Here is a 26648-nt window from a genome sequence, read left to right on the forward strand (position 1 = left end):
ATTTCCAAGTAATTTATTAATTGATATATTAAGAAATAAAAAAGGAGCAAAAATAATGGATACTTGTACAGATATTTTAATCGTTATCGATTTACAAAATGGAGTATGTTATAGCGGAGAGCATTTATTTGATTTACAGAACTTACTAACAAAAGTAAATCAAAGAATTTCTTCATACAGAAAATTAAATAAACCAATCCTTTTTGTTCAACATTGTGATGATGATTTAGTACCCGAGAAAGAAAATTGGGCTATTCATACCGATCTAGATGTTCAAGAACAAGATTTTTTTGTAAGAAAAACACATGCAAATTCATTTTATAAAACAAACTTAAAAGAAATTTTAGATCAATTATCTGTAAAGCGCATTGAATTTTGTGGTGCCCAAACAGAGTACTGTATGGATGCTACGATTAAGTTTGCCCACGGACTGGGATACGAAAACTTTATGGCACAGAAAACAACCTCTACGTTGAAGAATCCTTTTATGTCCGCAAAAGAGACGATTGATTTTTACGAGAACATATGGAATCACAGGTTTTTAACGTTGCTAAAAGATGAATTTTAGAATAAATGACTAATGACTTGATTATCCTAAGATTTATCAGCTGTAATCAAATATTTCGTTATCATCATAAAGAAGCGAATTACATTCAGCTTCTTTTCTTTTAAACTGTTTTATATTCTATATATATCATTACAATTCCTTTGTCATATTATTTTAAAAATTTTGTATATTCATTTGAAAGAATAAGAAAATCATGATAAAATTGTGTTACAAATATATCTATATCTTTCAATTTTTAAAACGCATCGAAATTTTCACCCAAAAATTTTATTTTACAAAAACGTGCTAATTCACCTATTTTATTTACATCAGGGTCTCTTTTCTTACAATTTCTTTACTTTAGGACTTTTTTTCTGCAACAACTATTTTCTTTTCTTTAAATTTTTGGTATGTATAGTATGGTATAATAGCTCACACGGAGGTGGAAAAGAACATGTTAGAAACCTTTCAAAAAGAATTAGAACTATATGAAAGTAATGCAGAATTATTAAAAGTACTAGCTCATCCTGTTCGTTTATGTATCGTAAAAGGATTAATTGAGCGCGGTCCAAGCAACGTTTCTACAATGTATACTGGCTTAAACATGCCACAATCTACAATTTCACAGCATTTAGCAAAATTAAAAAGCGCTAAAATCGTTTCTAGTGAAAGAAAAGGATTAGAAATTTATTACAAAGTAGAGAACGAAACAATAATTCAACTCGTTCGCGTATTATTAGGTTAGGGACTAATAATCGAAGAAAAAGAACGTATTCTATATTTTTCATCTCATATCTTTAATATAAATATATATCATGAGAGGAAATATATAATACTACATAAGTCGTATTAAAAAACAAGACACAGTATATACTGTGTCTTGTTTTTTTATATTGTTACATACTGCTCCAAATGCAAATGTTGCATATCTTTTGTATGTATAACAACATCAAACGCACTCCCTACTCCTCCATTCAAAATCATAGAACGAACTGCTCGATTTTTTTTTTGCGTTTCAGAAAAAGGATTCGTATCTTGATGGCTCGTAAGCTGTTCTAATATTCCTGCAGCTAACAAGAACTCAGATTGTTTCTTATGCCATACTGCACTCATTCCCTGCAGACTAAACATCTCAGTTAGCTCGTCCCAATGAATATGAGTAGTAAGATCCATTTCACCTGGATACGCTAGTGGGTTTCGTATTAGCTTATGCTGATAATACCCTCGCAAACTTCCTTCACGGTGTGCTGGATGCATCCATTCTTCTTTTGTGTATCCGTAATCAACTGTAATACATATACCTTTTTGAAACCATTTCGCAATTTCTTTTATATACTCCTCCATCACAATTGGTACTTCAAAACGTTGCCCTTCAGCAATATGAATATTATATTTCAATAAATATCGACCAATTCTTTTATCTAACGGCCTACATACTTCTGAAAGGTTTCCTTCCTCTGTATATGTAATACGTACTTCATACAACATACCATTTCTTTTCTCAATTATTTCAACAGGAAATGCATCAAACAACTCATTCGAAAAAAGAATTCCCTCGAAAGAATCTCCCATTTCACTATAGGAGGTATAGTACGATACATTAGAAAATGAGCCAAGTTGCTCCTGCTGTAATTTCCTATGAAAAGGGCTCACTTCAATCATTGAATAGTTTAAATCAATAAAGGTTTTTGGAGATAATTGCTTCCATTCTTGTAAAACATCATAGGCAAACTTTCCAGTTCCCCCACCAACCTCACAAATATTCGAAGCAACTTCACCATTTTCAACAAGACGAATAAAAAGTTTAGCAAAAGTTTTTGCAAAAACAGAGGATACATTGCTACTTGTAAAAAAATCCCCTTTTCTTCCAATCTTTTCACGTTCTTTCATATAATATCCATGACCTTCTGTATACAATACAAGGTTCATATACGTACTATATGAAATTGAATAATCCTTTTCTTTCCCCATCCATTCTCTTAAAATGAGCTCCATTCCCATAATGACTCCTTATTGTAAAAACGGATTATTTTCTTTTTCAAAGCCAATGCTTGTTTCTGGACCATGTCCACATAACACCGCTGTTTCATCTGGTAATACAAATAATTTCTCTTCAATACTTCCAATTAATTCAGCAAAACTTCCACCAGGCAAATCTGTTCTTCCAATGCTCATTTGGAACAATACATCTCCTGAGAATACAGCATTCGCCTCTTTACTATAATAAGAAATACTTCCTGGAGAATGTCCCGGCGTCTCAAAAATTTCAAAATTAAATGATCCAATTGTTAATGTACCTTCTGCATCAATAATATGATCCGCTGGTTTTGCTGTAATACTGCGGTTCATCATAAAAATTTGAGAGCCGTTTACAGTTGCATCTCCTAACCAATCTGCTTCTTCTTTATGTACGTATACAGGAATATAAAAAGCGTCTCTTACCGCATCAACAGCACCGATATGATCAAAGTGAGCATGTGTTAATAAAACCGCCAATGGTTTTAATTGTTCTTCTTGTAAATATGTAACGAGCTTTTCACCTTCATGACCAGGGTCAAAGATAATGCACTCTTTTTGATCGTTCATTAAAATATAAGCATTGGTTTGCAATGGGCCTAACGGCATTTGTATCCATTTCATATGAAATCTCCTCCAATTATTAAACTTACTTTTAATGATACAACATTTCTTTCTCTGAGGAAAAGAAAGGATGCTATCTCGACAATCATTTTTAAAACATGTACAATATAAAAGAGTAAAAATTCCAAAAACTCATAATAAGAAATGGGTAGACAGAGGAGGATATTGTATGGGCCTTGTTATTATTTTTACACTTGTCACTCTGTTAGCTGTATTTGCTACGCTTAGAACACTTCGTGAAAAAAACTTTTTCGCGAGCGGCTTTGCAATTGCAACTGTACTCGTTTTCGGATGGTTTACGATCATGACTGTTCTATATAACGGGTATCCACCAGCAGCTTAATTCGTTTACACTTTATTCTTCATCGAGATTTCACACAAAAAGAGGAAGGGTTCCCCCTTCCTCTTTTCATATTTCACATCTTATATCATCTTCGCTTCGTATTTGTGCTTTTTTACAAGCCAAGCTCCTCCGATAACACCTGCATCATTACCAAGTGTTGCAATAGCTAACTTCGTGCTCTTTACAGCACGTGAGAAAGCGTATTGCTCGAAATAGCGTTGAATTGGTTCTAATAGCGCATCTCCAGCTTTAGACACGCCTCCACCAATAACAATTTTCTCTGGGTTCAACGTACTAGAAAGGTTCGCTACAGCTAATCCTAAATAAGAAGCTACTTTTTCTACTACTTCGCCTGCTAATTCATCACCTTGTCCAAGTGCTTCAAAGACATCTTTTGATGTAATACGTCCTTCTTCAGCTAACATAGAACGCAACATGCTTTCTTTATTAGTCTCTTGTATTTTTTGCATAGCAACACGTACAATACCTGTTGCAGATGCTACTGTTTCTAAGCAACCAGACTTCCCGCAATTACATGGGAAAGCATTTTCTGTAACTACTGTAATATGTCCAATCTCACCAGCAGCACCACTCACGCCGTGTACAATCTCACCATTGGCGATTACACCACCACCAACGCCCGTACCAAGTGTCATGCAGATTAAATCTTTTGCACCTTCACCAGCACCTTTCCACATTTCACCAAGCGCTGCTAAGTTTGCATCATTATCAATAACAACAGGTAATCCTGTTTCTACTTCTAATAAATCTTTTAGCGGATAGTTTTTCCACCCTAAATTAACCGCTTCATAAATCATTCCAGATGCCACATGTACAGGGCCAGGAGCTCCCATACCAATACCAATTAACTTGCTCTTCAATTCGCCTAATTCTTCTAGCTTTTTATCAATTGCTTTCGCAACATCAAGTGTAATATGTTTTCCTTGCTCACCTGTATTCGTAGGGATTTCCCACTTATGTAAAATTTCACCGTATACATTAATAAATGCTAATTTAATCGTTGTACCACCAAGGTCAACACCAACTAACCATTTCTCTTCCATGTTGCTTACCTACCTTTATCTAATTCTTATTTAGCTCTTTTTGAATTTCTTGCTTCAATAAAAATAAAGCTGTTTGATAGTCTTGTGGATCGATTAGCTGTGATTGATTTAATTCACGCAATTCATCTTGCATTAATTGTAAATCTGCAATTCGATCTCCCGTATAAATAATCGTACCAAATTTCTTTAGCAATTGCTGAATATCATAAATAGATACCATTTCATCACCCTCTATGCTCGCTTACTATAAAAAATTATAATAAGAAAACGTTCACATATTTTATTATAATCAAGAAGAAAAAGTCTCGTCAATTTTTATTTGTCTAGACAAGCTCATTTATAAGCATTGTTCCTTTTTCTGTAATAATTTTTTCTATATTTTTATCAAATGGCTCTACCGGAATGTGTTTTACCATTTGAAAACCATACGCTAATGATAGCGTTTTCCCTTTATAATGCACGAGATAACGATCATAATAGCCACCGCCGTACCCAATTCGCTCTCCTCGTTCTGTATAAGCTACGCCCGGCACAATTTGAAGATCAATTCCATCCACATTCACTTCTTCCGTAAGCCCGGGAATCGGTTCACGTAAATTCATATACACCGTTTCTAATTGATCAAAATTATTAATTTGCCGGAAGGACATCGTTCTTGTTCCTTTATTACACTTAGGAACTACAACTTTCTTTCCTTCTTCCCAAGCTTTTTCAATAATAGGATATGTATTCACTTCATTTTCCATTGAAAGAGTAATTCCAATTGTTTTAGCTTCAACCCACTCTTTTTGCGCATACAGCAAAAATGCAATCTGTTCTGATAAAGTTGTATACTGTTCTTCTGATAAAGAATTCATGTGTTCTATTATTTGTTTACGCAAACGCACTTTCTCTTCTTTCACACATTTCCCCCCTACAGTGACACTTTTCTCTATGATGATAGTGTATCACTTTTAACATAGGAATCGAATAAAAAAAGAAACAGTAGGAAAATATTCCTACTGCTTACTTTGTTTCACGGTGTAACGTAGACTTCTTGTCACGCTTGCAATACTTTTTAAGCTCGATACGCTCAGCGTTGTTACGTTTATTTTTCTTTGAGATATAGTTACGATCTCCGCATTCTGTACATGCTAGAGTAATATTCACACGCATTCTTATTTCCCTCCAGTACTAATAACTTAAATCAGACTATACTATAATACCACTTTTAAAATAAAAATTCTACACCTTTTGATATTGTCTAATTTTTTCTATAAGATTTTTCATGTTTTCCCTTGCTATTACTGGGTTTCTAGCATGTGAATACACTAAAAATTTTGGTTGTTTTGTGTCAGAAACGATATAAGACCACTCTTTTTCAGTATATTTGAACTGTACTCCTTCAAATATACCTTCTCCCTTCCTTTCTATATCATCCAATAATTTCCTCATAATTTCCCCTTTTTCATTCCATGAACATACCACTTCATCATAAAGTAAATAGAGCGGCGGTGATTGCTCTACTATGCTGAGAAACGTTTTTCCTTGCAATGCTATTAGCTCGAATAATTTTCCAATTCGATATAAAATATCTCGCTTCCACCTTACTTGAAACGACTTTCTTTCATCCTGCGTATAAAATAGAAGATAACATTCTCCTAACTTCAAAGACATCGGGTAAATATTTCCTGTCGATTCGAGTAAAAAATCCGGAATATCTACCTCTTCCAAATCTGTACCCTGGTAAATATTACTATGTTTATCGTATAACTCGAAATGATTTCCTTGCTCAGAAAACATAAGAGCCATATTCGCTTTACTTGATTTCATCAAAGCTTTCACATGATCTTTTTGTTCGCTTGCATAAATCCATGTAACTGTACAACCAAGTCTTTGCAGAAAGAGCATAAGTAAATGTTGCAACGTATCATTTCTCTTATTAATAAGAAGATGAAACTTCTGCATCTGTATTTTCTCGATATCAATATGCTCCAATATAACTTCTATATACTCATTCATAGAAACATGAACCAGCTCATTACGCCCCATTTCTTTCTCATGTACGTAATAAAACAATTCGGACATATATACTTGTTCTATCTCTTTTTGCTGCTTATACGTTAACGGCATGCCAGCTTGACTGTATAACTTTATAACAATCTCATTCTCATTCTCCACTTGAATGAAAACACCACCTGCACATTGCAAATGATGAACACTATATTGAAAAAGTGACTCGTTCATTTCTTTACATTCCATCGTATGAATCCCTATACCATGAATAGCATGTAAAAATAAATTTTTATAAGAGGTTGTTTCTATATTTTCTTGACTTCCAATTAATATACTCTCTCCTTTTGTAAAAAGAGATCCATACGCCATCGCAATCTTCACGATAAACTGGGGAGTAATTTCAACATTCCCTCTTCCTACAATGCGGCTTTTTTGTAACCAACCTGCACTCATTTCACTCTCTTGAATACCAGCTGCTCCTACTATCGAATGACTATCAATGGCCTTATAAGGCCATAGTTTTCCTTTTTGCTTAATTACCGTGCTTCTCCCAATATGACAGTGATCCGCTACAACGCTTTTTTGAAACAGTGTAACGTCATCTTCAACTATTGTACGCTCTCCTATTGTCGTTTCTAATAGTTCACAATACTTCCCAATGTGGGCATTTGCAAAAACAATACTTTTTTGAAGATGAGAATAATTTGAAACGATACTATTTTTCCCAATAATAGAATATGGCTCAATTACAGCTCCTGTACCAATCTTTGCTCCTTCTCCAATAAAAGAGGGGCCATGAATTTTCGTCCCTTTGCCAATCGTCACCCCTTCTCCCATCCATACCATCGGTAATACTTCCGTATAAGGAATAGGTACTTGTAACTTTTTCGTTAACAAATCAAATTGTGCTTGTCGATATTGATTAAATGTGCCGATATCTAACCAATAACCTTCTGACAAATATGCGAATAACACATTTTTATTTGCCAATAACGGAAACACATCATGACTAAAATCAAAAAATTGCCTAGGCGGTATGTAAGAAAAGATTTCTGGCTCCATAATATATATGCCTGTATTCACAACATTAGAGACTACCTCATTCCAGCCCGGCTTTTCTATATATCGTGTAACCTCCTGGTCTTTATTCATTACAACCAATCCAAATGAGAGTGGATTTTCTACTTCTTTCACAAACATTGTTACTATTCTTTTCTTTTGTTCATGAAACCTAATTCCTTCTGATAATTGAAAGTCAGTTAATGCATCCCCACTTATCACAACAAATGTTTCATCTAAAAATTGTTCTGCTTGTTTAATACTCCCTGCTGTACCAAGCGGAGGAGAGTCTTCAAAATAATACAAGTTAACTCCCCATTTACTACCATCACCAAAATATTGCTTAATGGTCGTACTCATATATTGAACAGTAATTGCAATTTCACGAATACCATGCTGGCGTAATAACTCAATATTGTATTCTAAAACTGGTTTTTCTAATAACGGTAACATCGGCTTTGGAGTATTACATGTTAATGGTCTAAGGCGTCTTCCTTTTCCTCCAGCTAAAATAACCCCCTTCATATACTTCAGCCTCCACTTATATAATGTTCAGTAGCTCCATATACCATATGTATATTCTCTATCCCACATGAACTAGCAGCATAAACTTGATTAGTTAAACGAATCCTCATTTAAAAGACCCTATAATTAAATGTCCCACCTATAAAAACGTACGGTTCAAACTCAAAGAAAGCGCTTACTATTAATTGATAAATAATACTTATTAACGAACAACATATATACTAATTTTCCCATTACATTATGATACATCTTATCATCATAAACTAAAGGAAACAACGAGCTTTTTTTGTCATGTTTTGACTAAAAAAAGCAGGTGATTTCTCATCACCCGCTTTAATTCCTACTCATTCAATAAATAATGCTTTCCTTTTACTAAATAAAAGACATTTTCAGCAATATTTGTAATATGATCTGCTACACGCTCAATATATCTCGCCACAAATGATAATTGTGTAATTTGCGTAATTGCTTCTGGTTGTTCCGGAACTGAAGATATAAACTCACGAATTGATTTTCCATATATTTCATCAACAGAATCATCCATTTCAGCGATTTGTTTCGCAAAAGTTAAATTTTCTTGTTCATATGCTTCTAACGCTAAATGCAACATCTCATTTGCAATCGCAAACATTTCATCCAGGTTGTGCAAACTAACAGCCACTTCTTTTTCCCCAAGACGAATTGTAGCCTTTGCAATATTAACAGCATGATCTGCAATACGCTCTAAATCTGTCGCTGTTTTAATTGAAATAAAGATCCTTCTTAAGTCACTTGCTACAGGTTGCTGCTTCGTAATAAGCATAAGTGCAAGATCGTTTATTTCCTCTTCTAAATTATCCATGCGGTAATCACCATCAATGACCTCTAACGCTTTCTCTACATCCCTTGTATGCAGACCTTCCATAGCAATCAATAAAGCCGCATTTGCTAATTCTCCAAGCTCGATTACCTTTTGCTGTAACACTTTTAAATCACCTTGAAACTGTTCTCTTACCATTTTTTCTTCCCCCTCAATATTATGTGCCATTATATATAAAGTGAAACTTTAATCAACCCTCATCAATCGGGCTTTTACAGGCGGCCCGCCATCTAACTTCTTTGCTTTTGTTGAATTTTGAAATCCGGTCTTACTGCCCGCAAATAGCGGGATAAATCTCCTACATAGCCTCTTACACTTGTAATAAAACTTAAAATAAAGGAAGTATTACTTCCCTATTAAAGTGAGATAAAAATAAGAAATGCCCTCTGTTAAGAGGGCATTTTCTCTTAGCTTTGCGACGATATCAGCCAAAGCGACCTGTAATATAATCTTCTGTACGCTTATCTGAAGGAGTCGTAAATAATTTGTTTGTATCTGTATACTCCACAACTTCCCCGCTTAAGAAGAAAGCAGTTTTGTCTGAAATACGCGCTGCTTGTTGCATATTATGCGTTACGATAACAATACTAAAGTCTTTCTTTAACTCTTGAATTAATTCTTCTACTTTTAATGTTGAAATTGGATCTAATGCCGATGTTGGCTCATCCATTAAAATAACGTCTGGCTCAATAGCTAAGCAGCGTGCGATGCATAGACGCTGTTGCTGTCCACCAGATAAACCGTATGCATTATCGTGCAAACGATCTTTTAATTCATCCCAAATCGCTGCTCCACGTAAACTTTTTTCAACAATTTCATCTAATGTCTTTTTGTCACGAATACCATGGATTTTTGGACCGTATGCTACATTCTCATAAATAGATTTTGGAAATGGATTTGGCTTTTGGAACACCATTCCTACATGTGTTCTTAATTCTTCAACTGGATATGATTTATCAAATATATTGCGTTCTCTATATTCAATTACACCTGTAGTTCGAACGATCGGTACTAACTCTACCATGCGATTTAACGTTTTTAAGTACGTTGATTTACCACAGCCACTTGGACCGATAATGGCTGTAACTTCATTCTCATGAATACTTAAATTAATATCTTTTAAAGCATGGTCTTCCCCGTACCATAAATTTAAGTTTTTCGTATCAAATACTACTTTCTTTGGCGCAGTCTCGATTTTCTCTTCGTTTTTCACCTGTACATTTACTACTGTTGCTACCATTTGAATTCCCCTTTCATCCACTTCCAACTTATTTTCGATTTCGTAACCATAAAACAAATATATTGATAAATAGCAACAAACCTAACAAAACAATCATCCCAGCTGCTGCTACATACTGAAATTCTTCTTGTGGCCTACTCATCCAATTAAAAATTTGAATTGGTAAAACTGTAAATCTATCAAACATACTAAATGGAACATAATTCGCAAACGCAAGTGCCCCGATCACTAATAGTGGTGCTGCTTCTCCAATTGCTCTTGATATCGCTAACGTACAGCCCGTTATAATCCCCGGGAAAGCATATGGCAATACAATTTGATACATCGTTTGCCACTTCGTAGCACCTAATCCGTAAGAACCCTCTAATAATACACTTGGTACTGATCGGATTGCTTCTTGACTCGCCACAACAACTGTTGGTAAGACGAGTAAACTCATCGTCAGTGCTGCTGCAACTATACTCTCTCCTAAATGAAGAGCATATACAAAAATAGTTAAACCAAGCAATCCAAATACAACGGATGGTACTCCTGCTAACGTTTGATTATTAATCTCTACTATTTTTTTAAATAGAGATTCCTTCGCATATTGCTCTAAATAAAGAGCTGTTCCAACTCCAAATATAAAAGAAACAGGTATAACAATACTCATAAATAATATTGTCCCTGACAAAGCTGCAGCAATACCAGCTTCTTTCGGATTACGTGAAGCGAAATTTGTAAAGAAATCTATTGAAAGATAACTTATGCCTTTTTCAACAATTTGAAACAGTAACACAGACAAAATTACGATTGAAAATAAAATTGCTATATAAAATAACAATTTGTAAATTCGATCTTTTAAAAAGCGTGATGCCATGTTTTTTTGTATTTTATTATGATTCAACATTCGCATATTATGTCATCCTCCTAAAACGGCGCATAATAGACTGCGAAATGATGTTCATAATAAAAGTAAACATAAATAAAGTTGCACCTACAGCATACATGCTGTAATACGTAACCGTTCCATGCGGAGCATCACCTAAACTTACTTGCACAATATAGGCTGTTAACGTTTGAATAGAATGTGTCGGATCAAGCGATACATTTGGTGTGGATCCTGCTGCAATTACAACGATCATCGTTTCACCAATTGCACGAGAAGCCGCTAATATAATTGCTGCCATAATCCCTGTAAAAGCGGACGGAAACACCACTTGTTTTACCATTTCAAACCGCGTCGCTCCGAGTGCTAATGAAGCTTCTTTCGTCCCTTTCGCCACAGATCTCATCGCGTCTTCAGATAGAGATGCAACTGTAGGCATCATCATAAATCCGATAACGATTCCTGGACTAATCGCATTAAAAAACTGTAAATCTGGTATAATCCTTTGTAAAAGCGGTGTAACAATTGTTAATGCAAAAAAACCGTATACAATTGTCGGGATACCTGCTAATAGCTCTAACATCGGCTTTAATATTTTCCGTGCACTATTTGAAGCATATTCGCTTAAAAATACAGCACACGCTAAACCGATAGGAATTGCCACAAACATAGCAAGCGCTGTTACAAGGAACGTTCCACATATAAGTGGTACTATACCAAATTTAGGATCTTCAAAAAATGGTAACCATTCTTTCTCCGTCAAAAAGGAGTATAGTGATATTTTTTGAAAAAACATGATTGTTTCATTAGAGAGCGTAAAAACAATTCCAAGTGTCGTCACAATAGAAACGCTAGCAATTATTTTTAGTAATAAAGGTACTATTCGATTGATTCGCTGCGTTTTTTTTCTTTGCTTTTTATTTCTTTCAATCAAATGTTGTACAGAAAATGTAATTTGATTTTTGTCATTATGAGCCAAAGATGAAAACCCCTTTCCACCCTGACATTACCTTTTTATTTCTGTTAACATACGCAGCTGTTCATTGTATTTTTCTTTTCGCAATTTTACATAACCGACCTCTTCAGCGAGGTTACCAACATGCTGAATCATAAACTCAACATAGTTTGCTACATTCATTTTATTTCGGATAGATGCATTATTCACATAAGTAAGTAGCGGCCTAGATAACGGCTTATATTTACCTGATTGAATGGTCTCTTTCGTCGGAAATACACCATTTACTTTTATTGCTTTCACCTTATCTCGATTAGCCATATAATAAGCATATCCTACAAAAGCAATGGCATGTTTATCATTCATTACCCCTTGCATAATAACTTGATCGTCTTCAGACAAAGAGACTTTTTTTACAATGCGATGATTTTGTAAGATGACATTTTGAAAATAATCATACGTACCAGAGTCTACGCCTGGTGCATAAAAGTTCACTTGTTCACGTGGCCATGTTGAATGAATTTGTGACCATCGCTTCTCACTTCCATCTTCACTCCACAGTAGACGTAACTCGTCTACTGACATATCGTCTACCCATGTATTGTGCCAATTCACAACAATTGTAAGACCATCGTTAGCCACCTCAAAAGGTGTGAATTGAATAGAATTTTTCTTCATTTCATTTTTCTCGACTTGTTTCATTACTCTCGAAGCATTATTTATATCTACTTCTCCTTTACCGAAACGATTAAATCCTCCCCCAGTTCCAGAAATACTGATGGAAATTTTCACGTCTGGATGCACCTTTGTATATTCCTCCGCTACTGCTTCTATAATAGGAAAAACCGTTGAGGATCCATCAACTCTCACTTCTCCCGTATTATTTAAAGCAAATGCAGTAGACATTTCAAAACAGAGGAACCATATTGATAGTACGAAAATTTTAATCGGTGTACGCATCCATTTCACGTGTTCTTCCTCCTAGAAGTAACCGGAAATAACAGGATTACAGATATAAGAATACTGCTAAACTATTAATTCGGTTTTAATTGTTTGTAAAAGTTTTGTAAAGTTCCACAAAGATCAACATACGATACAATTTTAATCAGTAGTAGCTATTCATTTTCTCTGATGATTTCCCTATAAAACAGTTATCCCCTATCTCATCATATACAAGTATCATTTATACGGCCGCGTGTTTTTCAGTGTTGTATACTTGTCCACATTTATTACACGATATGCATAAACCATAAAAAAAAGCACACTATCTTTTCAGATAGTGTGCTTTTTTACAATTTTTTTATTCATCATCTTGATCTTTATTTTTATTGTCTTTGTCATCTTTTGGAGTTTCACCATTTACTTCTTTGTTTTTCAAATCAAAGTAAGCGTCCATAATTTCACGACCAATATATCCATTAATACCAGTCTTATCATCATGTACCCACGGAACGACAACAGAGAATGCTACTTCTGGATCTTCAAGTGGCGCATAACCTACTAATGTTAGGTTATATGTTTCCACACGTTCACCGTTTGCCTTTCTACCAATCTCTTTATCTCCGCCATACACAGTTTGCGCGGTACCTGTCTTCCCTGCCGCTTTATATTTTGCACCTGTAAAGTATTTTGTAGCTGTACCACCTGAATCATTATACACTTGTCTAAATCCTTCTTGAACACGTTTAATTTGCGATTCTGGCATATCAACACGATTTAATACTTTCGGTTCCATAGATTGAACAACTTTCCCAACTTCATCTGGTTTCACTGCTGGTTGACGAATTTCTTTTACAACTTGTGGTTGCATACGATATCCGCCATTGGCAATCGTCGAAATATATTGCGCTAATTGAAGCGGTGTATACGTATCATACTGTCCAATTGATAAATCTAGTAAGAAACCTGGTTGACTACTTCTACCCATCTGACCAGCAGATTCATTGGGTAAATCAATTCCTGTTTTTACACCCAGTCCAAACTGTCCGAAATAATAACGCATCGTATCAAATGCTTTTTGAGGTATATCTAACGTACCACCTCTCACATATGGAACACCAGCGATATTCATCGCTGTTTTAAACATATAAACGTTAGAAGACATTTTTAAAGCTGTAAGGTCATTAATATATCCCATCGTTTTCCAAGACGACTTCGTAGGTGTACCTTTTAATTTAATTGGTTCATCCAATTGTACTGCCCCTGGTTGAATCGCACCAGTTTGATATCCAGTAAGTACTGTTGCACCTTTTACAGTTGACCCCATCGGATAAGAACTTGTCATGGTACCTAATGCAAAGTCATTTACTTTCGTTTGACCATCTTCATTAACTAATTGTTTCCCAGCCATGGATAAAACTTCACCATTTTTCGGATTCATCATTACAACGAATGCGCGATCTAAAAGAGGTTCGCTTCCTTTAAATCTCATTAAATTATTCGCAAGAATATCTTCCACACGCTTTTGTAATTCCATATCAATTGTTAAGTTCAAGTCATTACCACTTTGCCCTTTTGATACATTAATCGTTTCTAAAATATTACCGTTTTTATCTGTAACATTTCTAACTTCTGCTTTCGTACCGTGCAGGCTATCTTCATACTGTTGTTCAAGATAACTTTTTCCTACTCGGTCATTTCGATTATAATCACGGACAAGATAGTAATCTAGTCTTTCTCTCGGTAAGCCTTCATCAGATGTCGACACCCCACCAAGTACACTTCGGAATAAATCATCGTACGTATATTTTCGATCCCAATCAACATTCGTATCTACACCTGGTAATGCTGCTAGGTTTTCACTAATAATCGAATATTCCTTTTCTGTAGCATCCTTTTTAATAACTTGAGGTGTCATTGCATATCCGCCATCCATCTTACTCTTAATCGCTAGTATTTCTAGATCTTTTGCGGATAATTGATTAATCTCTTCTTCTGTTACACGACTGCGCTGACGCTCGTCTAATTCTTTATCATCAATTTTTTTATCTTTAAACTCTTGACGATCTTTATTCGTAATTTTTTCTTTAGCTTCCTCTTTATGCATAGCAAGCCAATAATCTTTTTTATCGCGATCTGTTAATTTATCTGTCGGTACTTCAATCAAATCTGCTAGCTTTTTCGCTGTTTCTAAGCGATCCTCTGCAGTTGATCCTTTCATTTTTGTAAATGTAATAGTACGAATGGCTGCATTATCTACTACAGGTCGCCCATAACGGTCAAATATTTTCCCACGCGGTACAGGATTACTTATCGTTGAGTTTTCTTTCTTCTCCACTTCATTCTTATATTCTTCACCGCGAACAATTTGTACATATCCGAGCCTTACAATAACCGCGGAGAACATTAAAAACACGCAGAAAAACAGCACGTTTAACCGAAAAGGAACGTGGGTCTTTTTCTTATTTTGCTTCTGCTTCTTGCTCATACAAACCCCCTCTACCAACAGCTATGTAATGTGAAAGGGACACCTTCATACAGGTGTCCTCACTGCTGTTTTACATCTTTTTCTATTCTAGCATAAAACAAACGAGAAGTTAACCTTCTGGTTCAGTTTGATTCTGCGTAGTTCCTTGCGTTACAACACTTGTTTTATCTGCATTTTCCCCATCATATTTGACATTTTTAACTGCAAAATAAATAAGAAAATGTCCAGCACCTAAAATACATAATAAGTAAGGTAAACTTTTTTCAGGTGGAAAGAATAGTACAGCACATAAAAAACTTAAAATGGAACAGATTCTTCCGGCATTTAACCATAACTCCCGGACAACGACATATTCCACACGCCATTCTCTCGCATTTTTAGCTCTACCAATTACGTCATATGTCATTGACCCGTATGGAACAAGTAAAATAGGATATGCAACCGCAATACATGCCGCATAAATAAGTAATTTCGTGTATGTAACATTGAAAATAACTAAAAAGACGACAGCATATAAAATAATGCCCCCAAGTAAAATTGCTTTTTTTCGCCACTCTTTCTTTAACATGCGAGCGACCAAGTAATAACATACAAAGGATACAGCAGAGTTCACTAAACTATATTTCCCTAATGCGAACTCACTATTAGTTGCTAAATACACATATACTGAAATGACAAAAATAAACGTTCCTTCTCTCAATCCTTGGAAAAAATGAGCTCGTGTAATCTTTCCCCAATTTTTATCAACTCTTCGTTCTTTCAATACTTGCACAATTTCATAACGCCCTTCACATTCTCTTTTAGATAAAAAGAAACTTAAGACGACAGCAATTGCAAATAAAACTAATGAAAGAAAGAATATAACAGTATAACCACTCCATTTCTCCATGCGTGAAATTGTGTATCCTGCTGCTATTGGTCCAATCATCCCAGAGAAAGATGTAAGAAGTCCAAGAAATCCATTAAAGAAATCTCTTGTTTCTGGTTCTGTAATTTCAAATGTCAATAAGTTAAAAGCCAACCAGTAAAAACCGTATCCTACTCCTAAAAGAGCCCCCATTAATAAAATATACTGAGAAGCACTTTTTCCAGCCACTAAAACAACGATAAAAAAAATTGCGAGCGTTCCTACTCCTATTCGTAATAAAATCGAGCGATCGATACGTTTCGCTAATTTCCCCCCTACAAGAAATGTGAGAGGCTGTAATACAACGCTGGCCAAATTATACAAGCCAAGATTCACATAATTTTGTGTTTGCTTCCATAAATAAATATTTACAAACGTATTCGATAAAGAAATTGCGAGCGTGTATAAACCTCCTATAAGGAGCAATAACACTAAATCCCGATTCACTTCAACGTCACCAATTATATGTTTCCACTTCATACACAACTCTCCTTTACTTCATGTTCTAGTCTTCCAAAGACAAGCCCAATTATGTAAAAGGAAAGCATAGAAAAAAGCTAGGGGCTCTTCCCTAGCTTTTTCTATATTTATTACGATTATTTTGCTTGTTGGTAACGTTTTTCAGCAGCGTTCCAATCTACAACGTTCCAAAATGCGCCGATGTAGTCTGGACGACGGTTTTGGTAGTTTAAGTAGTAAGCGTGCTCCCAAACATCTAAACCGATAACTGGAGTTTTACCTTCAGTTAAAGGAGAATCTTGGTTTGGAGTGCTTGTTACTTCTAACTCACCATTGTTTACTACTAACCAAGCCCAACCAGAACCGAAGCGAGTTGCGCCAGCTTTTGCGAATTCTTCTTTGAATGCATCGAAGCTACCGAATTTCGCTTCAATTGCAGTTGCAAGTTCACCTACAGGTTGTCCTCCGCCGTTTGGAGATAAGATTGTCCAGAAGAATGTATGGTTAGCATGTCCGCCACCATTGTTACGTACTGCTGTACGGATCGCTTCTGGTACTTCGTTTAAGTTTGCAACTAATTCTTCTACGCTTTTGTCAGCTAATTCTGCATGACCTTCTAAAGCAGCGTTTAAGTTTGTAATATACGTGTTGTGATGTTTTGTATGATGGATGTTCATTGTTTCTTTGTCAAAGTGAGGCTCTAAAGCATCATACGCATAAGGTAAATTTGGTAATTCGTGTTTTGCCATTGTTATATTCCTCCCAGTTTATGTATTGCCACTTAGTGACATACAACTTCATTCTACCCTAATTGCCATAGGGTGCAAACAAATAAATCACATTGTCTTGCTATCATTAAAGTAGCAAAATTCCCACTTCTTTTCAATTAAAATGCTCATATATTCCGTAAAAAAAGCTTCCTTCTACAAGGAAGCTTCCTGCTAACATAATAAACATGCGAAATGGATATGGACCCTGTAGGACTCGAACCTACGACCGGACGGTTATGAGCCGTCTGCTCTAACCAGCTGAGCTAAGGGTCCACAATTATGTATGTAACAACATATCAAATAAAGGAATTCCTATCGGATATGCCCTTTAAGAAAGGTAAGATAAATTTACCATATAGAAAAGAAAAGTGTCAATTGTATTTTTCTTATTTAAAAGAAGAAAGTTAATAAAAAGAAATTTAGTTATCTCCACTATATGTAAATATAATATATCTTGAGATTCTCTAGATTCCTACGTTACAATGATTTTATACATACATAAAGGAAGTGAATCTATGTCCATATTTACCCAATTCGTAAAAAGCATATACTCGCCTAAAGATATGGCGCTATTCCGTTTTCAAAAAATCGGTAAAACCATTTTGTATATTATGCTACTTTGCTTAATTACTACTATTCCAAGAACTTTTTTGTACGGTAGTTTTATCCAAGATGGTGTAGGCATGGTAAATCAAGTCATCGATAAAGATTTACCTGACTTTAAGATTGAAAATGGCGAACTAAAAGCCGATATTGATCAACCCATTGAAAAAGAAGAAGGAAATGCACTTTTCGTATTTGATCCAAATTCAACAGACCTAGAAAAATATCAAAATAAAACAGGTTTATTTGTTTTAAAAGATAAAGTAGTCTCTATGGGAAATGGTCAAACACAAACGTATTCTTATAACGATTTGTTAGGTGCATCTCTTGAGAAAAAAGATCTACAAGAATTTATTTCTTTATTCGATAATATTTATCCAATTTTATTATTCGTTATCGGATTCTTAGTGTACCTATTCCAATTATTCATCACTTTTGTAGGCGTGACCTTACTTGCGTTCATCGGTTCTGCTATGAGCGGTCAACGTAAACTATCCTATAAACAAGTTTGGACACTAACTGCATACAGCTACACAATCCCAACCATTTTCTTCATGATTATGGATTTATTCAAAATCGTCGTACCTGGGGCAACATTCATTTATATCGCTGTTGTTTTAATCGTTCTATACTTAACGATTAAAGAGGTACCCCAACCGAAAGAAAAATAAAAAAATGCCTAAATAGGCATTTTTTTTTTGGACAAGCATATATTCCTAGCAAAGGAGTGAAGAATATGAAGAGGTTAGGTATATTCCTATTCGTGCTTGTTCTCGGTTATGTATTTTATTACGATATAAAAATCGGTACTTTACCGATGTTAAGTTCATATAAAAAAACAACCTCTGCCCAAACGATTAAAAAAGAGAACGCAGACAGCCAACAAAATAAAGAGAATAAAACAGAAAAAGAAACGGATACATCTTATAAAACAATTGAAGTAAAAACTGGTGAGACAGTTCTTTCTATTACAGAACAAATTAACAAGAAAAAAATTCCTTCCATAGAAAAAGTCATTGACGACTTTAAACTATTAAACAAAAGTACATCTGCTACAAAAATCCAAATTGGAAAGTCTTATAAATTCCCGTTATATCAATAAGCTATCACTTAATCCTTGTCAATTACATAAAGGCGCTGATACAATAGTAAAAGTGAAACCGAGCACTTCGGTTTCTATAGCCCTATATCACGTATACTATCATTGATATGAGGGACTAAATAAGAAACTTCTTTTATAAGGAGAGCGATCTATTCGTGAATGAAATGACTCATCGTACAAAAACACGTCCAGTTAAAGTCGGTAATTTAACAATCGGCGGTAATAATGAATTAATTATACAAAGTATGACAACAACAAAAACACATGATGTTGAAGCAACAGTTGCTGAAATCAAGCGTTTAGAAGAAGCCGGCTGTCAAGTCGTCCGCGTTGCCGTTCCAGATGAACGCGCAGCAGATGCTATTGCTGATATAAAAAAACAAATCAACATTCCACTTGTTGCTGATATTCATTTTGATTATCGCCTTGCTTTAAAAGCAATTGAAGGTGGCATTGATAAAGTACGTATCAATCCAGGTAATATTGGTCGTCGCCATAAAGTAGAAGCTGTTGTAAATGCAGCAAAAGAGCGCGGTATTCCAATCCGTATTGGTGTAAACGCCGGTTCATTAGAGCGTCACATTTTAGAAAAGTACGGGTACCCAACTGCAGATGGTATGGTTGAGAGCGCGCTACATCATATTAAAATTTTAGAGGACTTAGATTTCCACGATATTATCGTATCTATGAAAGCCTCTGATGTTAACTTAGCAATCGAAGCATACGAGAAAGCTGCTCGCGCTTTTGATTACCCATTACATTTAGGTATTACAGAATCTGGAACATTGTTTGCTGGAACTGTAAAAAGTGCCGCTGGTCTTGGAGCAATCTTAAGTAAAGGCATCGGAAATACACTACGTATTTCATTAAGTGCTGATCCAGTTGAAGAAGTAAAAGTTGCTCGTGAATTATTAAAATCATTCGGTCTTGCGTCTAACGCAGCGACACTTATCTCTTGTCCAACTTGTGGTCGTATTGAAATCGATTTAATTAGCATCGCTAACGAAGTGGAAGAATACATCTCTACACTTCAAGTACCAATTAAAGTTGCAGTACTTGGTTGCGCTGTAAATGGCCCTGGTGAAGCTCGTGAAGCTGATATCGGTATTGCTGGTGCACGTGGAGAGGGATTATTATTCCGTAAAGGGCAAGTCGTTCGTAAAGTACCAGAAGAAACAATGGTAGAAGAACTGAAAAAAGAAATCGACGTAATTGCTGCTGAAATGGCTGCTGAACGAGAAAAAGAAAAAGAGACACAAGAACAATAAAAAGAAGGTTGCCACAATATTTGTGAGCAACCTTCTTTTCTACGTAAAAAAGCTCGTCAGTTATATAACCGACGAGCTTTTACTTTGCACATTTTGGACAACGACCATATATTTCAAACTTATGACCCGTTACTTCATAACCAGTAAAATCTTTATTCATAAAATCCATTGGGCAGGAAGTAATCTCTTTCGTCCCCCCACAATCCAAACAAATAAAATGATGATGATGTTCCATAATAGAACAAGTAAAACGAAAATGTTTTTCACCATTTAATTCCGTTTGTTCTAAAACACCAATCTCAGCAAAAACTGTTAAGTTACGATAAATCGTATCAAAACTAAGCCCTGGATAGTCGTCTTTCATATGCTCTAAAACGTCTTTCGCAGTTAAATAACGATTATGTGCTGCAAATAATCTGAGCATCTCTTCTCTTTTTCCAGTATGTTTGTATCCTTTTTCTTTCATTAGGCGTAAAGCTTCCGTTAGATTCATACCTATCCCTACTTTATGCAGTTTTTTTCTTCTTCCATAAAATCGCACCGATTAAAATAAGAACTGCTATCATAACAATTGTACCACCTGGCGCTAAATCAAGTTGATACGAAGCAAACATTCCACCAATAACTGCAATTTCACCAAATAAAATGGAAAAGAAAATTGTTTGTTTAAATCCTTTAGCAATACGAATACTCGCTGCAACTGGCAACGTCATTAATGATGATACGAGAAGAACCCCTACTACACGCATTGATACTGCAATGACAAGAGCAACTAATATAATGAAAATAAAGTGAATCCATTTCGCTCTTAAACCAGTTGATACTGCGTATTCCTCATCAAATGATAGTAGAAACAGCTCTTTATATAATAAAATAATTGTCGCAACAACAACAATTGCTACAATCCCAATAATAATTAAATCCGTACTTGTTACAGCACTAACACTACCAAATAAATAACTAAATAAGTCTGTGTTAAATCCATTTGCAAGTGAAATGAAAATAACTCCAACTCCCATCCCTGCCGAAAGAATAATCGGAATTGCTAATTCTTGATAGTGCTTATATACAGTTCTTAACTTTTCGATTAGTAGCGCTCCACCAATTGAAAAAATCATCCCCATATATAAGGGGTTTAAAAATCCACCTGTAAAAATGGTTTTTTCAAGTAATAAACTTGCTGCAATACCTGATAACGTCACGTGACTTAATGCATCCGCAATAAGAGATAAACGACGAATAACAACAAACACACCAATTAGCGGTGCAACAAGTCCAATTAAAATACCTGCGTATAAAGAATTACGTAAAAAGTCATATTGTAAAAAATCTTGTATCATTATATCCTCCCGTGATGCTCATGTTCGTGTTCTAAACGATGAACATGATGTCCATATAAGACGGACATTTCTGCATCTTCTAACTCTCGGAACTTCTCTACATTTCCATGGAAATGTAGATGTTGGTTTAGGCATGCAACATGTGTTACTTTTTCGGTAACAGCTCCCATATCATGAGTAACAAGAATTAATGTGATTCCCAACCTTTTGTTTAAATCCTCTAATATTTCGTAAAAACTTTCCACATTTTTTACATCAATTCCAACAGTAGGCTCGTCTAAAATAAGCAATTCAGGATCACTAACGAGCGCACGAGCAATAAATACACGCTGTTGCTGTCCACCAGAAAGCTCTCCAATGTTACGACCTTGAAACTCACTCATCCCTACATCAGCAATTGCTTTTTCTACCTTTTTCTTATCTTCTTTTGTGAAAAAGCGAAAAAGCCCTTTTTTCGAAACAAGTCCCATTGACACAACTTCAGAAACAGTTGCTGGAAAACCAGAATTGAAACTATTTGCCTTTTGGGATACATAACCAACTTTGTTCCATTCCTTAAACTTCTTACTATCAACGCCAAACACGCGAATGCTTCCTTCTTTTGGCTTTAAAACCCCTAATAAACACTTAAGTAAAGTTGATTTACCTGAACCATTCGGTCCCACTAAACCTAAAAAAGCTCCCTTCGGAACTTGCAAATTAATATTTTCTAACACATTCCGATCTTCGTATCGGAATGTTAAACCTTCAATCTCTAATATATTATTCATAGCATCTCACCTATTTTAATTCAGAATGATTCCGATTTATATCTATTTGAATTATAGTACAGCTTATTATAGTTGTAAACCAATCTGCCTAAAATATATCTATTTTTTCAAGAAACCTTACTATTATAACAAAAAGCAGAGAAAAATTCTCTGCTTTCGAAAAATATTCCTATAAATTTTTAGTGAATAGCCGATTTAAACTTACCACCATTTGTCTCTTGCGTGTTCATAATCGTCACAAACGCATTTTCATCAATTTCATGCACAATTGATTTTAACTTCGTCACTTCTAGACGCGTTACAACTGCATAAATAACTTCTTTTTCTTTATCCGTGTAACCACCTTTTGCTACCAGCTTTGTAGTTCCACGGCCAAGACGATGCAAAATCGCGTTTGATACTTCCTCGTATTGATCAGATACAATTAAAACCGCCTTCGTTTCATCTAGCCCTTGAATTACTGTATCGATCGTTTTAAATGCAATATAGTAGGTCATAACAGAATACATCGCTTGTTCCACACCAAACACAAATGCTGCCCATGCAAAAATAAATAAGTTCACAAACATTACGAATTCACCAACAGAGAACGGTAATTTCTTCGTTAATAAAATCCCCATAATTTCAGTTCCATCTAACGACCCACCATGACGAATTACAAGTCCTACACCAAGACCTAAAATAAGCCCACCAAACACTGTCGCTAAAATAGGTTCTGTTGTAAATGGTGGCACCGCATGTAACGTTGACTCAATGAAAGCTAACGCTACAATACCAAATGTCGAAGATAACATAAATGTTTTTCCAATTTGCTTATAACCCGAATACATAAATGGGATATTGAGAACAACGACTAAAGTAGAAAAACTTAACCACCAAATGTTAGGAGTAAGATAATCTAATATAAGAGAAATACCAATAATTCCACCATCAATAATTTTATTTGGCATTAAAAATAGTTCAATCGCTACCGCCGCGCATGCTGCTCCAAAAATAATCATAACTAAACGATAAATGAGATGAATAACACTTTCTTTTCGATGTTGCTTTTGCTCCATAGGTCCTCCCTTTACTCTTTTTCTGTAGTTTTGTCCTTATATTATAACATACGCTTCTTTTCCTCATGAAAAAAGAAACTCCATACGAATATGTACAAGCTATATGCTCATATATTTCGATAGAAGAACGCGTGAAGGAGGATAACAAGATGAACCTCATAAAACAAATTGTTAATAAAAAATTAAATCATATTTCTACAAAAGAGTTATTAAAATATAGCAAAGAATATGAAGTTTCTATTACGACTGCACAAGCTGACCAAATCGTTTTACTTATGAAAGGTAAAAATATTAATATTTACGATAACAACGAGCGACTAGAGCTCTTAAAACAGATCGCAAGAGTAACTTCCCCTGCCACTGCCCAACAAGTAAATACATTATTTCAGCAACTACTAAAATAAGGAGGGGATTTCCCCTCCTTATTGTGCTTTAATTTTTTCAAGAATCCCTTCATCAAAATTACCGTTTTTCAGCATTTCGATTTCCAATTTGTATGGTGGTTTCTTATCTTTTTTATCTTCCCCTACATACGGTGTTTCAAGAATTTTTGGTACATGCATTAACTGTGGATGATGTACAATGTGATGCAATGCTTTATACCCAATGTGACCAAATCCAATATTTTCATGACGGTCTTTTCCTGCTCCGCGTACATTTTTACTATCGTTAATATGAAGTACTTGTAAACGATCTATACCAACGATCTTATCAAATTCGTTTAACACGCCGTCAAAGTCATTTACAATATCATATCCTGCATCGTGCGTATGGCACGTATCAAAGCATACAGATAGCTTTTCATTATATTTTACACCATCAATAATCTTTGCAATTTCTTCAAAGCTACGACCGCATTCTGTTCCTTTTCCTGCCATCGTCTCTAATGCAATGTTAACCGTCTGTTCTGGCGTTAATACTTCATTAAGCCCTTTAATAATTTGTTGAATACCAGCATCTGCTCCAGCACCAACGTGCGCTCCTGGGTGAAGAACAATTTGTTTCGCTACACCTAATGCCGATGTTCTTTCAATTTCCATACGAAGGAAGTCTACACCTAATTGGAATGTTTCTGGCTTTGTCGTATTCCCAACATTAATAATATACGGTGCATGGACGATAATCTCCTCAATTCCATTCAGCTCCATATGTTTTCTTCCTGCTTCTATGTTCAATTCTTCAATTGGTTTTCTTCGTGTATTTTGCGGTGCACCTGTATAAATCATAAACGTCGTTGCACCATATGAAACAGCCTCTTCACTTGCTGCTAATAACATTTTCTTACCACTCATGGAAACATGAGATCCAATCTTTAACATACAATCACCTCTTCAATATACAATAGATATAATGATAGCATAATTTGTAGAAATATGTAGTGAATTGTTTGTTCACAAAAGACGCACTACACAAATTTATTTGACTATTTAAACAGACTATACTCTTCATTTAAATTAGCGGGATTAAAAAAAGATAAGGGAAACCCCTTATCTTTTTTTATTGCTATATTTTCTCTTCACTTTGTCACGTTCTGTTGCAAGTTTACGTTTATAGTTTGGTTTTACTTTTTTCGGTTTTTTAATAACTTTTGTTGCCATAACATCAAGTTCGTCATTTGGTTTTTTACGGCTCTTACGACGACGACGCTCACCTAAATCCGCCCACTCATCTCCACGTAAATCTACATGTTTAAACTCTATATGACGTTGTTTTTCTAAGCTATCTAACGCTTCTTCGTTTGCTGGATCATAAATCGTCACTGCAATACCAGAATGCCCCGCACGTGCTGTTCTTCCAACGCGGTGAACGAAGAAATCTAAATCTGATGGTAGCTCATAGTTAATAACATGGCTAATCCCTTCAATATCAATACCACGTGCTGCTAAATCAGTCGCAACAATATATTGGAATTCAAGGTCACGAATTTGTTTCATCATTTTTTTACGATCACGTGGTGATAAATCCCCGTGAATTCGTCCAACTTTTAAGCCGCGTTCCATTAATCCATCAGCAACTTGATCCGCCATCTTTTTCGTATTCGTGAAAACAACTGCTAAATACGGTTTAAATTGAAGTAGCATTTTATTCACTAAATCAATTTTATTACGATGTTTAGAAGGCACTAAATAGTGTTCAATGTTTCCAGCTGCAACTTGTTTTGGATTGATATGAATATGCTCTGGATTCTCCATATATTTCTTCAGAAACGGTTTTAGTTTTTGAGGAATTGTTGCAGAGAAAACTAGCATTTGCAAGTTTTTAGGCATACGTGCTGCAATTTTATCTACATCATGAATAAATCCCATATCAAGCATTAAGTCTGCTTCATCGACAATAATCGTATTTGCTTTATGAACAAATAATGCTTGTTCTTCAACTAAGTCTTTAATACGCCCTGGTGTCCCAACTACGATATGAGGTTGTTTTTTCAATTTTTCAATTGAACGTTGTTTATCAGTTCCACCAATCAAACAACGCGCTGTAATCATTTGATCTTCCGCACAGAATTTTGTTAATTTCACAATCTCTTCGTAAATTTGTTGTGCTAACTCACGAGTAGGTGCTGTAATAACAAGTTGTACTTCTTCACGGCTTGCATTAATTCTGTTTAATGTAGGAAGTAAGTATGCATGTGTTTTCCCAGAACCTGTTTGGGATTGCCCAATTACACTTACACCTTTTTTCACGACCGGGAAAATTTTCTGCTGAATTCCTGTCGGCTCTGTAAAGCGTAGTTCACGAACTGCATCTATTAAAAATGGTTTAAAATCATACTGTGTAAAAGTTTTTTGTGTCATAAGTTACACCTTCTTTCTAAAATTTCTACTGCGCGCACAAATCAGTCAAGT

Annotated in this window: 28 protein-coding genes and 1 tRNA gene; 7 read left to right on the forward strand and 22 right to left on the reverse strand. The window is 35.2% G+C overall.

What is annotated here, in order from left to right; translation table 11 throughout:
• Positions 1-55 precede the first annotated feature (55 nt).
• A complete protein-coding gene (locus DOS87_RS23535; RefSeq protein WP_000379186.1) occupies positions 56-568 on the forward strand; it encodes a cysteine hydrolase family protein in 513 nt (170 codons plus the stop codon).
• Between the two features lie 433 nt (positions 569-1001).
• Complete coding sequence (locus DOS87_RS23540) at positions 1002-1292, forward strand: ArsR/SmtB family transcription factor (protein WP_000894377.1); 291 nt, start codon at positions 1002-1004, stop codon at positions 1290-1292.
• A gap of 143 nt (positions 1293-1435) precedes the next feature.
• Here the strand turns inward: DOS87_RS23540 and DOS87_RS23545 are convergent, their stop codons facing one another.
• Both DOS87_RS23545 and DOS87_RS23550 read right to left on the reverse strand, forming a co-directional pair.
• Positions 1436-2548, reverse strand: a complete 1113-nt coding sequence (locus DOS87_RS23545) for a class I SAM-dependent methyltransferase (RefSeq protein ID WP_000525134.1) — start codon at positions 2546-2548, stop codon at positions 1436-1438.
• Between the two features lie 9 nt (positions 2549-2557).
• On the reverse strand, positions 2558-3187 hold the full coding sequence (locus DOS87_RS23550) for an MBL fold metallo-hydrolase (protein WP_000871230.1): 630 nt from the start codon (positions 3185-3187) through the stop codon (positions 2558-2560).
• 169 nt (positions 3188-3356) lie between these two features.
• Between DOS87_RS23550 and DOS87_RS23555 the strand changes: the two genes are divergently transcribed.
• On the forward strand, positions 3357-3530 hold the full coding sequence (locus DOS87_RS23555) for a DUF2759 domain-containing protein (protein ID WP_000524852.1): 174 nt from the start codon (positions 3357-3359) through the stop codon (positions 3528-3530).
• 80 nt (positions 3531-3610) lie between these two features.
• On the opposite strand, the gene glcK is transcribed toward DOS87_RS23555, so the two are convergent.
• The 14 genes from glcK to DOS87_RS23625 form a co-directional block, all read right to left on the reverse strand.
• On the reverse strand, positions 3611-4594 hold the full coding sequence (gene glcK, locus DOS87_RS23560) for a glucokinase (protein WP_000391701.1): 984 nt from the start codon (positions 4592-4594) through the stop codon (positions 3611-3613).
• A gap of 19 nt (positions 4595-4613) precedes the next feature.
• Complete coding sequence (locus DOS87_RS23565) at positions 4614-4814, reverse strand: YqgQ family protein (RefSeq protein WP_000253699.1); 201 nt, start codon at positions 4812-4814, stop codon at positions 4614-4616.
• Positions 4815-4917: 103 nt separating this feature from the next.
• A complete protein-coding gene (locus DOS87_RS23570; protein WP_000656859.1) occupies positions 4918-5496 on the reverse strand; it encodes a 5-formyltetrahydrofolate cyclo-ligase in 579 nt (192 codons plus the stop codon).
• Positions 5497-5599: 103 nt separating this feature from the next.
• The gene (gene rpmG / locus DOS87_RS23575) at positions 5600-5749 is read right to left on the reverse strand and encodes a 50S ribosomal protein L33 (RefSeq protein WP_001265616.1); all 150 of its coding nucleotides are present in this window, start codon (positions 5747-5749) and stop codon (positions 5600-5602) included.
• 69 nt (positions 5750-5818) lie between these two features.
• Complete coding sequence (locus DOS87_RS23580; RefSeq protein WP_000679330.1) at positions 5819-8173, reverse strand: sugar phosphate nucleotidyltransferase; 2355 nt, start codon at positions 8171-8173, stop codon at positions 5819-5821.
• Positions 8174-8513: 340 nt separating this feature from the next.
• Positions 8514-9170: a phosphate signaling complex protein PhoU gene (phoU, locus tag DOS87_RS23585; RefSeq protein WP_000251245.1), complete on the reverse strand. Its 657-nt coding sequence runs from the start codon at positions 9168-9170 to the stop codon at positions 8514-8516.
• Between the two features lie 286 nt (positions 9171-9456).
• Positions 9457-10272 (reverse strand): phosphate ABC transporter ATP-binding protein, encoded by an 816-nt coding sequence (gene pstB, locus DOS87_RS23590; RefSeq protein WP_000226681.1) that lies wholly within the window; start codon positions 10270-10272, stop codon positions 9457-9459.
• A 28-nt stretch (positions 10273-10300) separates the two neighbouring features.
• Positions 10301-11167, reverse strand: coding sequence for a phosphate ABC transporter permease PstA (gene pstA, locus DOS87_RS23595; protein WP_001242568.1), 867 nt, complete (start codon positions 11165-11167; stop codon positions 10301-10303).
• A gap of 1 nt (position 11168) precedes the next feature.
• Positions 11169-12119: a phosphate ABC transporter permease subunit PstC gene (gene pstC, locus DOS87_RS23600; protein ID WP_000940890.1), complete on the reverse strand. Its 951-nt coding sequence runs from the start codon at positions 12117-12119 to the stop codon at positions 11169-11171.
• A 27-nt stretch (positions 12120-12146) separates the two neighbouring features.
• Positions 12147-13064 carry a PstS family phosphate ABC transporter substrate-binding protein gene (locus DOS87_RS23605; protein ID WP_000871825.1) on the reverse strand — a complete coding sequence of 306 codons (918 nt, stop codon included), beginning with the start codon at positions 13062-13064 and terminating at the stop codon, positions 12147-12149.
• A gap of 331 nt (positions 13065-13395) precedes the next feature.
• Entirely contained in the window at positions 13396-15522 is a 2127-nt protein-coding gene (locus tag DOS87_RS23610; protein ID WP_000038981.1) for a peptidoglycan D,D-transpeptidase FtsI family protein, read from the reverse strand.
• A gap of 109 nt (positions 15523-15631) precedes the next feature.
• Positions 15632-16909 (reverse strand): MFS transporter, encoded by a 1278-nt coding sequence (locus DOS87_RS23615; RefSeq protein WP_000871388.1) that lies wholly within the window; start codon positions 16907-16909, stop codon positions 15632-15634.
• A 116-nt stretch (positions 16910-17025) separates the two neighbouring features.
• Positions 17026-17637, reverse strand: coding sequence for a superoxide dismutase [Mn] (gene sodA, locus DOS87_RS23620; protein ID WP_001052032.1), 612 nt, complete (start codon positions 17635-17637; stop codon positions 17026-17028).
• A 220-nt stretch (positions 17638-17857) separates the two neighbouring features.
• A tRNA-Ile gene (locus DOS87_RS23625) sits at positions 17858-17931 on the reverse strand.
• A gap of 242 nt (positions 17932-18173) precedes the next feature.
• On the opposite strand from DOS87_RS23625, the gene yqgB reads away from it, so the two are divergent.
• The 3 genes from yqgB to ispG all read left to right on the forward strand — a co-directional run bounded on the left by yqgB (position 18174) and on the right by ispG (position 20631).
• A complete protein-coding gene (yqgB, locus tag DOS87_RS23630) occupies positions 18174-18932 on the forward strand; it encodes a protein YqgB (RefSeq protein ID WP_000021895.1) in 759 nt (252 codons plus the stop codon).
• 65 nt (positions 18933-18997) lie between these two features.
• Positions 18998-19363: a protein YqfZ gene (gene yqfZ, locus DOS87_RS23635; protein WP_000825421.1), complete on the forward strand. Its 366-nt coding sequence runs from the start codon at positions 18998-19000 to the stop codon at positions 19361-19363.
• Between the two features lie 164 nt (positions 19364-19527).
• Complete coding sequence (gene ispG, locus DOS87_RS23640; protein ID WP_153578351.1) at positions 19528-20631, forward strand: flavodoxin-dependent (E)-4-hydroxy-3-methylbut-2-enyl-diphosphate synthase; 1104 nt, start codon at positions 19528-19530, stop codon at positions 20629-20631.
• A gap of 79 nt (positions 20632-20710) precedes the next feature.
• Here ispG and DOS87_RS23645 read toward each other — a convergent pair whose 3' ends face one another.
• The 4 genes from DOS87_RS23645 to DOS87_RS23660 all read right to left on the reverse strand — a co-directional run bounded on the left by DOS87_RS23645 (position 20711) and on the right by DOS87_RS23660 (position 23799).
• Positions 20711-21124, reverse strand: coding sequence for a Fur family transcriptional regulator (locus tag DOS87_RS23645; protein WP_001054516.1), 414 nt, complete (start codon positions 21122-21124; stop codon positions 20711-20713).
• Between the two features lie 13 nt (positions 21125-21137).
• On the reverse strand, positions 21138-21971 hold the full coding sequence (locus DOS87_RS23650) for a metal ABC transporter permease (protein ID WP_000613815.1): 834 nt from the start codon (positions 21969-21971) through the stop codon (positions 21138-21140).
• Positions 21971-22741, reverse strand: coding sequence for a metal ABC transporter ATP-binding protein (locus DOS87_RS23655; protein ID WP_001059662.1), 771 nt, complete (start codon positions 22739-22741; stop codon positions 21971-21973). The genes DOS87_RS23650 and DOS87_RS23655 overlap by 1 nt, the downstream gene beginning before the upstream one ends.
• Before the next feature lie 179 nt (positions 22742-22920).
• A complete protein-coding gene (locus tag DOS87_RS23660; protein WP_000435962.1) occupies positions 22921-23799 on the reverse strand; it encodes a YitT family protein in 879 nt (292 codons plus the stop codon).
• A 149-nt stretch (positions 23800-23948) separates the two neighbouring features.
• On the opposite strand from DOS87_RS23660, the gene DOS87_RS23665 reads away from it, so the two are divergent.
• Positions 23949-24203, forward strand: a complete 255-nt coding sequence (locus DOS87_RS23665) for a DUF2624 domain-containing protein (RefSeq protein ID WP_001048959.1) — start codon at positions 23949-23951, stop codon at positions 24201-24203.
• A gap of 18 nt (positions 24204-24221) precedes the next feature.
• Here the strand turns inward: DOS87_RS23665 and DOS87_RS23670 are convergent, their stop codons facing one another.
• Complete coding sequence (locus tag DOS87_RS23670; protein ID WP_000912458.1) at positions 24222-25118, reverse strand: deoxyribonuclease IV; 897 nt, start codon at positions 25116-25118, stop codon at positions 24222-24224.
• 168 nt (positions 25119-25286) lie between these two features.
• Positions 25287-26597: a DEAD/DEAH box helicase gene (locus tag DOS87_RS23675; protein ID WP_000192443.1), complete on the reverse strand. Its 1311-nt coding sequence runs from the start codon at positions 26595-26597 to the stop codon at positions 25287-25289.
• Between the last annotated feature and the right edge of the window lie 51 nt (positions 26598-26648).

Source organism: Bacillus sp. CR71, from assembly GCF_003429245.1.
Classification (GTDB): Bacteria; Bacillota; Bacilli; order Bacillales; family Bacillaceae_G; genus Bacillus_A; species Bacillus_A thuringiensis_S.

Excerpts from the sequence above, each read along its gene's own strand:
- pstA (WP_001242568.1), bottom strand. The coding sequence starts at position 11,167 with ATGCGAATGTTGAATCATAATAAAATACAAAAAAACATGGCATCACGC.
- DOS87_RS23660 (WP_000435962.1), bottom strand. The coding sequence starts at position 23,799 with ATGGAGCAAAAGCAACATCGAAAAGAAAGTGTTATTCATCTCATTTAT.
- DOS87_RS23565 (WP_000253699.1), bottom strand. The coding sequence starts at position 4,814 with ATGGTATCTATTTATGATATTCAGCAATTGCTAAAGAAATTTGGTACG.
- DOS87_RS23610 (WP_000038981.1), bottom strand. The coding sequence starts at position 15,522 with ATGAGCAAGAAGCAGAAGCAAAATAAGAAAAAGACCCACGTTCCTTTT.
- DOS87_RS23615 (WP_000871388.1), bottom strand. The coding sequence starts at position 16,909 with ATGAAGTGGAAACATATAATTGGTGACGTTGAAGTGAATCGGGATTTA.
- glcK (WP_000391701.1), bottom strand. The coding sequence starts at position 4,594 with ATGGAAGAGAAATGGTTAGTTGGTGTTGACCTTGGTGGTACAACGATT.
- DOS87_RS23540 (WP_000894377.1), top strand. The coding sequence starts at position 1,002 with ATGTTAGAAACCTTTCAAAAAGAATTAGAACTATATGAAAGTAATGCA.
- sodA (WP_001052032.1), bottom strand. The coding sequence starts at position 17,637 with ATGGCAAAACACGAATTACCAAATTTACCTTATGCGTATGATGCTTTA.
- yqfZ (WP_000825421.1), top strand. The coding sequence starts at position 18,998 with ATGAAGAGGTTAGGTATATTCCTATTCGTGCTTGTTCTCGGTTATGTA.
- phoU (WP_000251245.1), bottom strand. The coding sequence starts at position 9,170 with ATGGTAAGAGAACAGTTTCAAGGTGATTTAAAAGTGTTACAGCAAAAG.
- ispG (WP_153578351.1), top strand. The coding sequence starts at position 19,528 with ATGACTCATCGTACAAAAACACGTCCAGTTAAAGTCGGTAATTTAACA.
- DOS87_RS23555 (WP_000524852.1), top strand. The coding sequence starts at position 3,357 with ATGGGCCTTGTTATTATTTTTACACTTGTCACTCTGTTAGCTGTATTT.
- DOS87_RS23535 (WP_000379186.1), top strand. The coding sequence starts at position 56 with ATGGATACTTGTACAGATATTTTAATCGTTATCGATTTACAAAATGGA.
- rpmG (WP_001265616.1), bottom strand. The coding sequence starts at position 5,749 with ATGCGTGTGAATATTACTCTAGCATGTACAGAATGCGGAGATCGTAAC.
- DOS87_RS23675 (WP_000192443.1), bottom strand. The coding sequence starts at position 26,597 with ATGACACAAAAAACTTTTACACAGTATGATTTTAAACCATTTTTAATA.
- DOS87_RS23650 (WP_000613815.1), bottom strand. The coding sequence starts at position 21,971 with ATGATACAAGATTTTTTACAATATGACTTTTTACGTAATTCTTTATAC.
- DOS87_RS23665 (WP_001048959.1), top strand. The coding sequence starts at position 23,949 with ATGAACCTCATAAAACAAATTGTTAATAAAAAATTAAATCATATTTCT.
- DOS87_RS23550 (WP_000871230.1), bottom strand. The coding sequence starts at position 3,187 with ATGAAATGGATACAAATGCCGTTAGGCCCATTGCAAACCAATGCTTAT.
- DOS87_RS23580 (WP_000679330.1), bottom strand. The coding sequence starts at position 8,173 with ATGAAGGGGGTTATTTTAGCTGGAGGAAAAGGAAGACGCCTTAGACCA.
- DOS87_RS23655 (WP_001059662.1), bottom strand. The coding sequence starts at position 22,741 with ATGAATAATATATTAGAGATTGAAGGTTTAACATTCCGATACGAAGAT.
- yqgB (WP_000021895.1), top strand. The coding sequence starts at position 18,174 with ATGTCCATATTTACCCAATTCGTAAAAAGCATATACTCGCCTAAAGAT.
- DOS87_RS23645 (WP_001054516.1), bottom strand. The coding sequence starts at position 21,124 with ATGAATCTAACGGAAGCTTTACGCCTAATGAAAGAAAAAGGATACAAA.
- DOS87_RS23545 (WP_000525134.1), bottom strand. The coding sequence starts at position 2,548 with ATGGGAATGGAGCTCATTTTAAGAGAATGGATGGGGAAAGAAAAGGAT.
- pstB (WP_000226681.1), bottom strand. The coding sequence starts at position 10,272 with ATGGTAGCAACAGTAGTAAATGTACAGGTGAAAAACGAAGAGAAAATC.
- DOS87_RS23670 (WP_000912458.1), bottom strand. The coding sequence starts at position 25,118 with ATGTTAAAGATTGGATCTCATGTTTCCATGAGTGGTAAGAAAATGTTA.